Origin of the sequence: Methanosarcina sp. 1.H.A.2.2, from assembly GCF_000979975.1 — an archaeon.
Lineage (GTDB): Archaea > Halobacteriota > Methanosarcinia > Methanosarcinales > Methanosarcinaceae > Methanosarcina.
This window is the reverse complement of sequence record NZ_JJQL01000089.1, coordinates 22374-35416: the sequence shown is the minus strand read 5'-3', so window position 1 is coordinate 35416 and position 13043 is coordinate 22374. Positions and strand designations below refer to the sequence as shown.

Sequence of the window (13043 nt, the reverse complement as noted above, 5' to 3'; positions counted from 1 at the left end):
TTTATCTCCTTCTTAAGAGCTCAGAGGACCACCGAATCACGGGGCAGGTCTCTGTAAATAGTGTTTCCAGACTCTACCTGACAGTTGACAGCAATCATTACTCCGGCTTTCACGAGCACTCTGCCTCCTATCCGGTTATCGTCCCCAATGATAGTGCCGAGTTTTGGAGCTTTGTGGATCCTGCAGTTAATGTTTATCTCAAGGTTTTCTTTTTCCTCTGCAGTAAAACCCGGACCAAGGGTATTGTTGCTTCCAATTATGCAATTGGAGATCTGCCCGTGGGAAGAAATCCGGCAGTCATTCATTATGATGCTGTTCTGGATTTCGGTAAAGGACCTTATGGACACATTGTCTCCTATAGTAGTGGAGGGCAGAATTACTACATTAGGTCCTATATCACAGTTTTCCCCGATTACTACCGGACCTACAATATAGGTTCCGGCACGGATTTTTGTGTTTTTTCCGATTTCAACCTTTCCGCGAATTATTACTCCTTCTTCAAGTTCTCCTTCTTGCTTCAGGTTTCTGGAGGAGTTTAATACAATTGAGTTTGCTTTCAGGAGATCCCAGGCATGGACCGCATCCAGCCACTTGGATTCGGTTGAGATTGAAGTGACTACTTTTCCTTCGTCAATCATAAGCTGGAGGGTATCGGTTATCGCATATTCTCCGTTTTCGGATATAGGAGTTTTTTCAATAGTTTCAAAGACCTGCGGCGTAAAAATATAAATTCCCGTGTTTACAAGATGGCTTAAATCTCCGGGTCTTTTTTCCAGAATCTGGGTAACTCTCTTCTTTTCTTTCAGTACCACTCCATAACCTGCCGTGTCCTTCATTCTTACGGTTAAAAGGCTCGCATCTCCTTCATAATTGTTAAGGATATCAGCTATGGTTTTTGGTTCTACCAGGTTGTCCCCGTTCAGGACAAGGAATTCGGAATCCTCGGGACGTATTAGTTTTTTTGCCTGTTCAATCGCATGTGCTGTCCCGAGCTGGGCTTTTTGCTCGACATATTTTATATTGACCCCGAAATTCAGTCCGTCTTCAAAATAGTTCATTATGCGTTCTTTTTCATACCCGACAATCAGTATGATCTCATTGATTCCGTTTTTCTCAAGAGAAGATATGACATGTTCCAGAATAGGCCTGTTGGCTACAGGAAGCATCACTTTGGAACGGGTAAGAGTAAGAGGCCTGCAGCGCAGTCCTTCTCCTGCTGCGAGGATAATAGCTTTCATAGAGTTAAAGAACCTTTTTTTAGAATTTATACATTGCCTTCAGAAGATATAAGATGAATATAAAAATTTGCTTATAAAAAAAGATGATTCTTTACATTGTATAAAATTTTCTAGTTAATGTGTGGCCTATAAAAAATAATAATATGTCTAAAGATTAAAACAGAAAAAAATATATAAATATGTAAAAAGAGAACAATCCTGACTTTTAATCGTGAAGAAAGTTCTAACTTTTTTAAAGTTGGGGGGCAGGCTTATCTATAGAGGATAAAAAGCCCTGCCACATAAACCAGATATGCCCCGAGAATTACGCCTCCTTCCCATCTTTCCAGCTTTTTTCCAGTGATCCCGAAGATTATAAGGGCGAGAGATATCAGGAACATGAACGGGAAATCGTATCCTGCAAGCTGTTCCGAAACAGGGAGCACGCGAATCTGGGATGATGCCCCGAGGATCATGGCAATGTCCATTGTATTTGCTCCGAGGATGTTTCCTATGGAGAGGTCCTGGTGCCCTTTCTTGAGGGAGGTAATTGCAGTTGCAAGTTCGGGAAGGGATGTTCCTATCGCGACCGCCGTCAGGGCTATTATTACTTCAGGGATGCCCATCCATTCGGCTATTTTTATTCCTGAATCTACCAGGATCCTGCTTCCTATAACTACGGAAAGGGAGCCGAGAACGAAGAAAGCTATATCTTTCCGGATATCTTTGATTTTTAGTTTTTGTCTACCTGTTTCATTATCTTCAAACAACACGCGCTGGGTCTTTGAAGCATGGAAGAGGAAAGCAAAAAACACCAGCAGAAGTATAATCCCATCAAGCCGGTTCACACTTCCGTCGCGACTGATTATGATAAGGACAATTCCTGAAAGGAGCATAAGCCCGCTTTTAATGGGAAACGTATCATCCTTCATAGGGATTGCTTTTACAGCTATAATCGAACCCAGTACAAGCCCGGTGTTGCATATGACCGAACCCACTGCATTTCCTATTGTTACGTCTGTATGCCCGATATAAGCTGCCGTTGCAGAAACTGCAAACTCCGGAGCTGTGGTTGCAAAACTCACAATCGTAGCCCCTATAAGCATTTTTGGGATCCCGCTTTTGTTTGATATTGCAATCGCAGCTTCAATGAACCAGTCCGAACCTTTGCTTATCATAGCAAGGCTGAGCAGAAAAAGAAAGATCAAAAGCAAGTCCATGGCGTCCTTTAAAGAGTACAAAGAATATAACTCATACGCTCCTGTTTTTGCAGTTTTTAGGGTTTTTGTCTAATGGTCTTTTGATTATGCAGCCTTTTCAGAATTTTTGTATCCGGACCTCAAAGTAACAGGCTTTCAAATTGAAAAGATTCTGGGAATACTTTTCTGAAATTGATTTGCAGGTGTTGTGAAAAACTGTTCTTTCTTTGGGAACTGCCTTTCTCATTTAGATATAAATGAGAGTTATCGAGAAGAAAGTGTTCGGGGGTTAACAATCAGGAGTCAAATTTATATATCACAATTGTATGATTATGTATACAGTACCAAACATTTTGTGCTTTTTTGGCAATACAACCTTGACGTATCTTTCCTTTCAATTTCTCTCGGATGTTTACGAATCATTTTTAGCAAGTTAACTCATCATTACAGGGAATCTCATGCTTGATCCGATACTTCTACTTGGACTGGTAGTTGCCGTACTTATTATGTCCCTTGTCGCACAGGCCCTCAGCTGCTATTTCCGGATTCCTTTTATCGTTTTCCTTTTGATTGAAGGAATCATCGTAGGGCCTGAGGTCCTTAACCTGCTGGACCCTGCCCTCTATATCGAGGGGCTAAGTGCTATCGTGGCAATCTCGGTATCCGTGATTGTTTTTGACGGGGGGCTTCATATTGACCTGAAGCATATAAGGATGGTTCAGGAAAGTGTCCTTAAGCTGACAACAATAGGAGTCTTTGTTACCTTCCTGGGAGCCACGGTTCTGACCAGCCTCCTGATAGACATCCCTCTCGAACTCGCTGCCCTTTTCGGAGCCCTTGTCACGGCAACAGGGCCGACTGTGATAACTCCCATTGTAAGGAATATCCAGATTAGCCACAAGCTTGGCAAGATCCTGGAACTTGAGGGGGTCCTGAATGACGCTGCCAGTGTGATCCTTGCAGCCATGGTCTTCGAATGGGTCGCAGCAGAGCTTTCCGGGACTGATGCTGTGATCTTTATCCTTTACAGATTGGGGATAGGAATTGCACTGGGGTCTTTGAGCGGGTTTGCCCTCCGCTGGTTCTTCACTCGGGGAACAGTGATCAGCAATCGGACCGCAAGGCTGGTTTCCCTGACCGCCGTATTTGCCTGCTTCGTTCTTTCAGAATACCTGGGCAACGAGTCCGGGATTCTGGCGGTAGCCGTCTTCGGGATCATCCTCGGGACTTCTGAATTCCCTTACAAGGATACTATCAAGGAATTCAAGAGTGACATTGTGATTGTGATGCTTTCCCTGATTTTCATCCTGCTTGCGGCAATGCTTAAATTTGAAGATATCCAGAGAATAGGGGTAAGCGGGATAGTCCTTGTACTGCTTCTCATATTCCTCATCCGCCCTGTGGCGGTCTTCGTTTCGATGTGGAACTCGCAGATCGGTACGAATGAGAAACTTTTCATTTCCTTTGTTGGGCCCAGGGGCGTTGTGCCGACTTCGGTTGCGACCTATTTTGCAATCAAGCTCGATTCGATGGGCATTCCGGGAGGGCAGGCCCTTGTGGGGCTTGTCTTCCTTACAGTTATCATCACGGTCTTCATGAGTGGCAGCCTGTCAAAAAAAGTGGCAGAGATGCTGGAGGTAATCCCTATGGAAATTCTTATTATTGGTGGTGGAAAGGTAGGCAGGATTCTTGCCGAACGTTTTGACAAAAGAGGAGAAAATGTAGTTGTTGTGGATATTTCCGAGAGCAACTGCAAAAAATGCATGGAACTCGGGATCCGGGTTGTCCAGGGTGATGCAGGGGATGTAAACGTCCTGAAAAAGGCAGGGATAGGGAATGCCAAATATGTGGTTGCTACAACCAATCAGGATAACACGAACCTTCTCTTCTGCCAGATTGCTAAAGTTTCTTTCGGATTCAGGGGTGACCAGCTGGTGGCCAGGGTAAACGAGATCGAAAATCTTCAGGCTTTCTGGAATCTGGGCATCCGCGCCATGAGCCCGGCCACAACCACTGCAGTGGTGCTTGACAACATGATCGGAAGGCCTCATCTCTTCTCCATGTGCGAGGTAGGGGGCGAAGGGGACATGATGGAAGTCAAGGTCACGAACCCCGGGGTAGTCGGGAAAGCCATCAAGGATATCCAGTTTCCTGAAAAGAGTCTCCTGGTTATGGTTCAGCGGGGCAGTGATTCTATTATCGCGCACGGGAGCCTTGTGCTTGAATATGAAGATATCGTAACCGTTATTGGGGAAGGGGATGCAGCCAAGCGGACCGCAGGTATACTTCACAAATAATTTTAAGTACTTTGTGGGGTATACTTTTCGATAATACACTTACTGGGAATACAAAAACAGAGAAAGTAATTTTGCATCATGGATTCAGGTTTAGAAAGGAAGATGACGCTCTCCCTTGCTGTGATAAACATACACGGAAGGGATAGCCACTCTGATTATCTTTTCCCGGGTTTTTCCCTGCGGGGAAGGGCGGACTGTATAATAACTGAATACTTTCACCCCGCTTCACTCAGCTTTATATTCTCTGCCGCGGTACTTTAGAGTGCCTCCCAAAATATGAAACTAACCATGAGGCTTGAGGTAGAATTAAGATGAAACAGACTGCAGAATCCATTAGAGATCGGTTTATGAAACTTGGCATCGATGTGCCTGTCGAGGACATCGAAAGCAGACTCGACGAGTTGATTACGAAGTTCAAAGTGCCTTCAAACGAGGCGCAACGCAGCGTAACAAACTATTTTTTGAAGAAATATTCCATTCCTAAAAATGAGTTTTATGTCAGGCAGGCTGAACCCCAGCTCACCAAAATTGCGGATGTTACGGAGAATGGGCAGTGGGCAAACCTTAAGGCAAAGGTTGTTCAGCTCTGGGAAAATACTCATGAATCCATATCTCAGGTTGGGCTCCTTGGAGATGAAACTGGAATCATAAAGTTTACCACCTGGAAAAATGCCGAACTCCCTCCCCTTGAGCAGGGAGAGAGCTACCTTCTCAGAAGTGTCGTTGTCGGAGAATACAACGAAAGGTTTCAGGTCCAGGTTAACAAAAACAGTTCCATAGAGAAGCTTTCCGAGCCTGTTGAAGTAGGAGGTGGCGATTTCATTCCTTCAGCAAGAGAGGCCGAACTCCGAAACATTGTTGATCTTGTGGGAAACCAGTGGGCTACAGTAAGAGGGAAAGTGGTCCAGCTCTGGGAAAACTCCCATGAGTCGATAGAACAGGCAGGGCTTATAGGAGATGAGACCGGTGTCATTAAATTCACTAACTGGGCAAGCTCCGAACTTCCTGATATGGAAGAAGGCAAAAGTTACATGCTGAAAAACGTGGTTATTAACGAGTGGAACGGCAAGGTCCAGATTCAGCTTAACAGGTCAAGCTCCATAGAAACACTCGATGAAGATATCGAAGTGGGGACTTCTGCTTTTACATATTTCGGGGCAATGATTGACATTCAGACAGGCTCCGGACTTATAAAGCGGTGCCCTGAGTGCAAACGGGCCCTGGTTAAAGGCGCCTGTGCAGAGCACGGGAAGGTCAAAGGGGAATATGACCTCCGGATAAAGGCAGTCCTTGACTCGGGGACTTCCACCCAGGACGCCCTGATTAACCGGGAGCTTACTGAAGAGATTGCCGGGATATCTCTTGACAGCGCCATTGCAATGGCTGCAGATGCCCTTGATCCCGGAGTAGTACTGGATAAATTAAAACACGAGCTTGTCGGCAGGTATTATACTATTAGCGGACACAAGCTTGACCGCTATATCCTTGTGGATTCCTTTACTCCAACGAGTTCCCTGGACAGGGAACTCCTTGATGAATTGCTTTCTGAACTGGAGGTGGCTTAAATGGCAGGCTTCTTTAGAGAAGTATCGCGCAGGGTTTTTTCCCAGGAACTGAAAGACTCAAACCTCACATCCAGGGACGAAAGTGACCAGTATGCCCCTCAGTATCTCCTTACTCCAACAGGGGCGAAGGTGAACCGTATCTTCATTGTGGGGACTCTTATCGAAAAGGAGGATATTGGTACTGACTCCGAATACTGGAGAGGCAGGGTTTCCGACCCGACAGGTTCCTTCCTTGTCTATGCAGGACAGTACCAGCCCGAAGCCGCTCAGTTCCTTGCTGAGTGCGAACTGCCTGCTTTCGTAGCGGTCATCGGCAAAACCAGCACCTATACCACCGATGATGGAAACGTCCTGACCTCTATCCGTCCGGAATCTATCCAGCAGGTAGATGAGCTGACAAGAAATCTGTGGGTACTCGATACTGCAAAGCAGACTCTTGAGAGGATAAGGGCAGTTGAGGCACAGGAAGACCCGAACTCAAAGCTTGCAAAAGAGCACTATTCCACTGATACTGAGATTTATCGTGAAATGGTTAAAAAAGCCCTTGAGTCCCTTAAAGACAATGCCTGAGAATTGCAAAAAGTAGCCGTAATTGGTAGTCGTCAAAAGTGACGGGCATCCTATCTTAGGGATCGTGAAATTCAGGGACATTTTACTCTGAATTCACATTTTTAAATTAGGAAGCCCTTTGCTTCTTTATTTTTTCTAAATCCTTTTTTCTCTTGCTTTTGTTTTGTTTTTCCTATTTCTTTTCAGATAGTTCACTTCTACATTTTAATGTGCTGAATAAGTTTTTCCTTTTTTCATGGTATTAGGGCATAAGAGGCAAAATATAGATAAATAAACGAAACATGATATAAAATGAGCAATGAGTAATTGAATAAGAGTCAACGCTAAAATAAGTTAATGAATTGGCATATGGGATGATCCTGTGAAAACCTATCTTGTGGTCTGGTTTAGTAGTGAAGGAGTTCGCCCGTCTGAGGTCAATCAGAGACTGTTGTCCCTGGGTTTTGAACCCATGCAGGGCAGCTACGATTTTGTATATAACTGGAACAGCAATGTTGGTGTCGAGAAGATTCTCGAGTTTGGAGATAAAGTCTACCTGAGCCTTCAGGGAACAGGTGTAATGTTCAAACTGGAGACCATGTGAACTGACAGGAGTTCGCCAAATATATAGTTCCAGAGACCTCGCCTAGCGAGGCATGTGCCTGAGTTCTTACAATAAAAACCCTTAGCAGGTTCCTGCGTATTACTTTTTCAGGATTTGCTGGTCGGCTTCAGGCGCTCAGGCTTCTTTTTATTTATTACTTATGATTCTCTTCCTGTTTTTGTTTTTTCAGGTTATCCCGGAACTTGATATATTCACAGCTCTCTCCTTCAAGGGTAAGTATCCTGCCGTTAATACTTCCTTTTTCAATTATTAGTTCCACAACACCTGGATTTGACATCCGGGGTTTTGTCGGAGAACCCGGACAGACCAGCATAACATCTTTCTTTTCAATCAAGGGGCGGTGAAGGTGCCCGAAAATCAGGACATCTACTCCCATTTCTTTTGCGAGGTAACCCTGGGCAGTTGTATCCATTACTGAAAGCCCTCCTTCATGTATTACCCCTACTTTGATCCCTTCAACCTCAAATTTCAGCCTTTCGGGAAGGAGCTTCCGGAGTTCTAAGGTATCATCATTTCCATAAACGGCTTTCAGCTTGCCGCTAGCACTGAATGCCTTATAAGCTTCTACAGTACTGAAATCCCCTGCATGGACAATCAGGTCACAGTCTTTGAGAATGCTTTGAAGTTGCGGGGGGATTTCTCCTTTCTTAAGGTGGGTGTCGGAAAGTGCGATCAGCTTCATGGAATACCTCCGGATTATCAGATGATTATCTAATATTAATATACTAAGATATTAAGATAAAAATGTGCAGCGTAATTAAAGATGGTTATTACAGTTAAACCTGAAAAATTATAGTTAAACCTGACAAACACAAAAAAACCGATACTGTTTTCGGAAAAATAACAGGTTCGAATTCCAAACTCGTGAGTCAGGAATACCTCGAACCGGAAGCTAAAACTCAGGAAAGTTATTCGACTGTCAGGTCAACAAGTTCGTACTCAAGGTTCTCGGTTTCTAACCTGTTAAGGAGTGCAGAGACCTGTTCATCTACTGAAACTACCAGGGATGAAAGTCCGTGGTATGCAGCCTCGATAACGGATTCGTTTGTCCCGAACATGACATTGGGGCTTATGCCGATCTTGCGAAGAGCAATTAACGATTCTACGCCTATTGCTGCGATATAGGGTTTTGAGTTTGCCAGCGTCTTCAGGCGCTCGAGGTCCACTTTTCTTGACCCTCCGCGCTCGACCCTGGGAACCTTGCAGATCGTGATGGTTGCGTTTTCCAGATCTATAAGGCCTTTGAGGCTGGTTACTCCCACATCGTCCCCCTGGGAGGCATCGGATATGACAGTGCCTGATGCGCCTGTCTTTTCCGTGCTGCTTACATAGAGAAGTCCGTGGTCCATTTTCAGGTAAACCTGCTGGCCTTCCTTGACTTCCTCTTTTGTGATGGCTGTCCAGGTTGAGACATGGCTGATTATGTCCTCCATGACAAAGCGGGCGTACCGCTTCATTTCGGCGGCATTTTCAAGGACCCACTCTACGCCTTCTTTTGTTATCCTGTACCGGACACGGCCCTCGGTTACAATAAGCCCGTCATTTACAAGCTCTTTGATGTATTCGGAAACAGCCTGGGGGGTTATTCCTATCTTTGCGGCAATCTCCTTTTGCCTGACATTGGGCTGATGGGCGGCAATCTCGATAAGGACCTGAAATTTGGTGACTCCGCTCTTGGTCTGGAGGATTTTAATCATCAATCGTAATTCTCCTCGACATCTTCAATTATTTTTAACCTCTGCCCCATTACTGATAGCCTTTCGGACCGGCGGGCAACGGCACAAATATAAAATGGGTTTTTGTTAAGAGTCCGTGTAAGGTTGCTCATTGAGGTGTTGCCCTCTTCTACCAGTCTTTCCAGTTCATCCATGGCATCCTTCACCTCTTCATACGGCTTGAATGTCAGCATAATGATATCACTGAGATCTTCAAAGGAGCACTGAAAGTTCACCTGAACCTTTGAATAAGAACTGTGGTATTCTTTTGAGGGTTTTTGTCCCGCTTCAGGGACTCTCCACTGGCTTTCAAGGAGCCCGGCTTTTTTCAGAATATGAAGGTTTTTTGATGAATCCGAACCTATGAACTCATCGATTTCTGCTCTGGTCATCCATTTATTAGAAAGTGCATCGAATATTTTTTTATGGGTTCTGGATCCAAAAGTCCTGAGTAATGGTACTAAATAGGAAGGATCGTTAATTATTCGAGTTCGTTTACCCATTTATGTCCTCTCCTTCTCGCCTTATGTTATCGGCTTTCAATATAATAAAGATTTGTGATGTGATTATTCGTTATAAGCGATATCAAGCCCTTCGGGCTTATCCCAGTTGAAAACAGGAGCAGCACGCTTCATATCACGTGATTTTTCATGCAGGGCATGGATAACAATTGGAAGGGCAATGGTAGCATCCACAAAAACCTGTACTTTTTTTGCCTGAGGTGCGATCTTTCCCCATGAAACTGCTTCGTCAAAAGTGCATCCTGAGAGTCCTCCCCAGTGTGGAGAATCGGAAGTATACTGGATTGCATAGTCATGCCCGCCAATATCCATTCCAAGAATCGAAGCTATTACCTCGGTCTGCTGGATGAAGTTCTTCGGGACTCCGCCTCCTACATAAACAACGCCTGTCCTTTCTGATTTTTCCACAATCTGTGTGATCTCGTCAACGTCTTTTATCTGGTCAATTTCAAGTTTCAGCCCTCTTCTCCTTGCAATGGTAAGCCCTATCCCTATGGAACTGTCCGACAGTGCAGGTACAAAAATCGGGACATTGTGCCTGTACGCGCTTACAACTATTGAGTCTTCAGCAGCTCCTCTCTTTACAAGCTCCTTTCCAAGAAGGTAAATGAACTCCCTTGAGGAACAGGAAATCTCTCCAATCTCCTCTGCAAAATCTGCAATCAGGTTATCTGCGGTCCTGAACTCTTCTTCCACTGCAAAGACATCATAAATCCTGTCCACACCTTGCTCAAAAAGTTTTTCATCATTAGCAAGATGTGAGCCCACATAGTGCTTCCTGCCGAGGGCTTCGTGACAGTCATGGAACAGGTTTGCCCCTGTGCTTACAAGGCAATCGATCATTCTTTCCTGGATCATATAGGAAAGAACTCTGCGCATGCCGGCAGGGACCATGGCCCCGGATAAGCCCATAAGCACTGTTGTGTTCTTCTCTTTGAGCATGTTATGCCAGGCCTGGACTGACTCTGCCAGCTTCCTGCCCTGAAAGCCGGTTTTGAGCATTCCGTCTATCAATTCACTTACAGACCTGTCTTTCACATCAATTGGAACTGTTGGGTTATTTGTAAATATATTGTGATGCATGCCATTCTCCATAATAAGCAGATCATGATATGTTTGCCTGTGACCCTAATATCCTGTCTGGAGGTACCCGACAATAGATGGTAAGAGACGCAAATAACGTTTAGGATTATATATTTTTTATTAAATATTAATATATGCAGACTATCTCGCCTGAGGATTCCTTACAGAGACAGGCTTCTCCGAAGGAAGACTGATTTGCTGTGTATAAGAGTTATGAGTTAAGAGGGAAAGATGTGTAATAGATCGTTTATAAGATAGTTTCTAATAATGACTGGATTCAATGATGATTAGATGCTTGATAGTTGCAGTTTGGTGAGTGGGTATAGGATAGTATCGGTAAACAGGTGATGTTGCAAATAGATTATGTAAATAGATAATATCGTAAATGAGTCTGTCTGTAAATAATACTATTACGTATATATCGTAAATGAGTCTGTCTATAAATAATACTATTATGTATATGAAGCAATAGTATTAACTGGAGTTCCTGTGTGAAACTCCTCTTTTAAATAATAAAAACTGCTGCGGATATTACAGTCATCCAGTCCCCTCTTTCGTGTACGGACGATGATCTGGGGGTGCTGAAAGTTTTGAGGGGTGCCTCATTTGTCCAGGTGCTGTACATGCTTCCGGCAAGTTTTATGGCATGTTCCCCTACATCATGTGCGTTTTCTCCGTAAGCATGATACTCGGAAATATAGCCGTGCTTGCTTATATCCCTGGGAAGTGCGCATCCGACGGAAGTACTTAACGTTCTTCTTGGTTCATTGGAAGAGATTCTGGACATCACACAGAAAACTACCTCTCCAGGGCTCAGTTCTTCCAGACCTTCTTCCTTTGTCACAATTTCACATTTTGGAGGCAGAATAGAACTTACAGTTACAAGGTTAAATTTTTCAATGCCCGCATCCCGGAGTGAAACCTCAAATGATTCAAGTTGTTCGGGGTGTGTACCAACTCCACTTGTGAAGAATACTTTTCTTGGAATTAACTTTGTGATCATCTTTGCATCCTTGAGAAGTCATCAATTTGAACTTAATTGAAATGGCAATTATCATTTTTAAGCGTTGCCCTTCAATTTTGCTGGAAAAAGTTCAATTCCTGTTTCTTCAGGCATTATTGGACTGTAGAAGTTTATATCTATACTTTTATATTTAAATGGATTTTGTCAGGAGATTTTTACATGTATTTTTTCAATATGAAGTTCTTTTACTTTTATTCAATAGGCTCTATAAATTAATTTACTCAAAATTAATCGGTTACTTCTAAGATTCTTTTACTTATCCATTCTCTTATTGAGATTATCTCGCTTTTACGTTCTTTTACTGAAATTCTTCTATTTTCCAGCCCTTTTGCAAAATCTCTCATAAGCTTTATATCATGCAGGATAATTACATCGTGTGTTACTCCTTGCAATTTTCCTGTCCACAGCCTTTTAATGATAGGAAAAATTCAGTTTTTCCGGAAACTTTCGGAAATGCGGACCTGATTATACGCGTTATTGTAGCAGGAGATTGTGTTTTTCTGGCCTCGGGCCTGAAAACCGAACTACCATTAATTAACCCGGATGTCGATATAAAGGCAGAGAAAATGGCAGAGAAACTCAACCTTAAAGTTATGGAATTGCTTGACGGCAGGCAGCTCTCAATCAGCGGACTCTCACGGGAACTGAAAGTCGGAGGGATAGAAGAACACCGGCTGGTTCTGACCGGCTACCTCAGGGCACTCCGGGATCTTGAACTTCTGGAGGAAATCGAAGTTCCCCCTTCCAAAATTTATTCTTTGCCTGAAAAAGGCAAGGAGCCTCTGCCAGAAAAGGGCAGGGAACTCAGTCCGGCAGATCCCTCTGATTCTGAAGACATTTACCTCATTTTCAGGGCACAGCTCCTTAAAATCGATCTGGATTTCCGGATTCCTGTTGGCGTTTATGTAATTTCCAGACTGTTTGAAAGGCCCTGTTTTCGCAGGGAGTTAAAACTTGTAGGAATCACCCAGAAACACCTTGACCGGTACATGGAAAAACCCGGACTGGTTTGCGAAGTCCCTGACTCATACCTGAAAAAAGCCCGGGCAGACATTACAAAAATTGAGGTCCCTCCGGATGATCCTGCATATGAAATCCGGGAAAACAGGGAAGAAGTAACCAGGTTTGCAAACGAAGTGCTTGCAGGGATGATTAAACACAGAATGGACCTCGAAGGGCTGGTAGCAAAAAGCAAGCAAACTACCCTGGTCCCCTGAAACCCTTTTATTCCCTATCCTGAAATCCTTT

Annotated in this window: 13 protein-coding genes; 5 read left to right on the top strand and 8 right to left on the bottom strand. The window is 43.9% G+C overall.

All coding sequences use genetic code 11. The annotated features are described in order from the left end of the window. Nucleotides 1-20: 20 nt before the first annotated feature. Nucleotides 21-1238, bottom strand: coding sequence for a bifunctional sugar-1-phosphate nucleotidylyltransferase/acetyltransferase (gene glmU, locus EO93_RS14130; RefSeq protein WP_048131668.1), 1218 nt, complete (start codon nucleotides 1236-1238; stop codon nucleotides 21-23). Between the two features lie 251 nt (nucleotides 1239-1489). Then, nucleotides 1490-2458, bottom strand: coding sequence for a calcium/sodium antiporter (locus EO93_RS14125; protein WP_342764213.1), 969 nt, complete (start codon nucleotides 2456-2458; stop codon nucleotides 1490-1492). Between the two features lie 416 nt (nucleotides 2459-2874). On the opposite strand from EO93_RS14125, the gene EO93_RS14120 reads away from it, so the two are divergent. The 4 genes from EO93_RS14120 to EO93_RS14100 all read left to right on the top strand — a co-directional run bounded on the left by EO93_RS14120 (nucleotide 2875) and on the right by EO93_RS14100 (nucleotide 7431). After that, nucleotides 2875-4713, top strand: a complete 1839-nt coding sequence (locus tag EO93_RS14120; protein ID WP_048131665.1) for a cation:proton antiporter — start codon at nucleotides 2875-2877, stop codon at nucleotides 4711-4713. A 311-nt stretch (nucleotides 4714-5024) separates the two neighbouring features. Next, nucleotides 5025-6278, top strand: a complete 1254-nt coding sequence (locus EO93_RS14110) for a replication protein A (protein ID WP_048163191.1) — start codon at nucleotides 5025-5027, stop codon at nucleotides 6276-6278. Then, nucleotides 6279-6848 (top strand): RPA family protein, encoded by a 570-nt coding sequence (locus tag EO93_RS14105; RefSeq protein WP_048131659.1) that lies wholly within the window; start codon nucleotides 6279-6281, stop codon nucleotides 6846-6848. A 361-nt stretch (nucleotides 6849-7209) separates the two neighbouring features. After that, nucleotides 7210-7431, top strand: a complete 222-nt coding sequence (locus EO93_RS14100) for a hypothetical protein (RefSeq protein ID WP_011032245.1) — start codon at nucleotides 7210-7212, stop codon at nucleotides 7429-7431. A 154-nt stretch (nucleotides 7432-7585) separates the two neighbouring features. On the opposite strand, the gene EO93_RS14095 is transcribed toward EO93_RS14100, so the two are convergent. The 6 genes from EO93_RS14095 to EO93_RS17650 form a co-directional block, all read right to left on the bottom strand. Beyond that, the gene (locus tag EO93_RS14095; RefSeq protein ID WP_048163190.1) at nucleotides 7586-8134 is read right to left on the bottom strand and encodes a metallophosphoesterase; all 549 of its coding nucleotides are present in this window, start codon (nucleotides 8132-8134) and stop codon (nucleotides 7586-7588) included. 226 nt (nucleotides 8135-8360) lie between these two features. Then, nucleotides 8361-9149: a MarR family transcriptional regulator gene (locus tag EO93_RS14090; protein WP_200898124.1), complete on the bottom strand. Its 789-nt coding sequence runs from the start codon at nucleotides 9147-9149 to the stop codon at nucleotides 8361-8363. Then, the gene (locus tag EO93_RS14085) at nucleotides 9149-9670 is read right to left on the bottom strand and encodes an ArsR family transcriptional regulator (protein ID WP_048131650.1); all 522 of its coding nucleotides are present in this window, start codon (nucleotides 9668-9670) and stop codon (nucleotides 9149-9151) included. The genes EO93_RS14090 and EO93_RS14085 overlap by 1 nt, the downstream gene beginning before the upstream one ends. Nucleotides 9671-9733: 63 nt before the next feature. Beyond that, entirely contained in the window at nucleotides 9734-10771 is a 1038-nt protein-coding gene (locus EO93_RS14080; RefSeq protein ID WP_048163187.1) for a deoxyhypusine synthase, read from the bottom strand. 505 nt (nucleotides 10772-11276) lie between these two features. Next, on the bottom strand, nucleotides 11277-11774 hold the full coding sequence (locus EO93_RS14075; protein ID WP_048131645.1) for a pyruvoyl-dependent arginine decarboxylase: 498 nt from the start codon (nucleotides 11772-11774) through the stop codon (nucleotides 11277-11279). 248 nt (nucleotides 11775-12022) lie between these two features. Next, the gene (locus EO93_RS17650) at nucleotides 12023-12187 is read right to left on the bottom strand and encodes a hypothetical protein (RefSeq protein WP_156161337.1); all 165 of its coding nucleotides are present in this window, start codon (nucleotides 12185-12187) and stop codon (nucleotides 12023-12025) included. Here EO93_RS17650 and EO93_RS14070 point away from each other — a divergent pair. Beyond that, entirely contained in the window at nucleotides 12182-13012 is an 831-nt protein-coding gene (locus tag EO93_RS14070) for a hypothetical protein (RefSeq protein ID WP_235284281.1), read from the top strand. The two genes, EO93_RS17650 and EO93_RS14070, sit on opposite strands and share 6 nt — an antisense overlap. Nucleotides 13013-13043 lie beyond the last annotated feature (31 nt).

What these genes read in the sequence shown, in the direction of transcription:
- glmU (WP_048131668.1), bottom strand. Translation starts at nt 1,238, where the DNA reads ATGAAAGCTATTATCCTCGCAGCAGGAGAAGGACTGCGCTGCAGGCCT.
- EO93_RS14120 (WP_048131665.1), top strand. Translation starts at nt 2,875, where the DNA reads ATGCTTGATCCGATACTTCTACTTGGACTGGTAGTTGCCGTACTTATT.
- EO93_RS14110 (WP_048163191.1), top strand. Translation starts at nt 5,025, where the DNA reads ATGAAACAGACTGCAGAATCCATTAGAGATCGGTTTATGAAACTTGGC.
- EO93_RS14105 (WP_048131659.1), top strand. Translation starts at nt 6,279, where the DNA reads ATGGCAGGCTTCTTTAGAGAAGTATCGCGCAGGGTTTTTTCCCAGGAA.
- EO93_RS14095 (WP_048163190.1), bottom strand. Translation starts at nt 8,134, where the DNA reads ATGAAGCTGATCGCACTTTCCGACACCCACCTTAAGAAAGGAGAAATC.
- EO93_RS14090 (WP_200898124.1), bottom strand. Translation starts at nt 9,149, where the DNA reads ATGATTAAAATCCTCCAGACCAAGAGCGGAGTCACCAAATTTCAGGTC.
- EO93_RS14085 (WP_048131650.1), bottom strand. Translation starts at nt 9,670, where the DNA reads ATGGGTAAACGAACTCGAATAATTAACGATCCTTCCTATTTAGTACCA.
- EO93_RS14080 (WP_048163187.1), bottom strand. Translation starts at nt 10,771, where the DNA reads ATGCATCACAATATATTTACAAATAACCCAACAGTTCCAATTGATGTG.
- EO93_RS14075 (WP_048131645.1), bottom strand. Translation starts at nt 11,774, where the DNA reads ATGATCACAAAGTTAATTCCAAGAAAAGTATTCTTCACAAGTGGAGTT.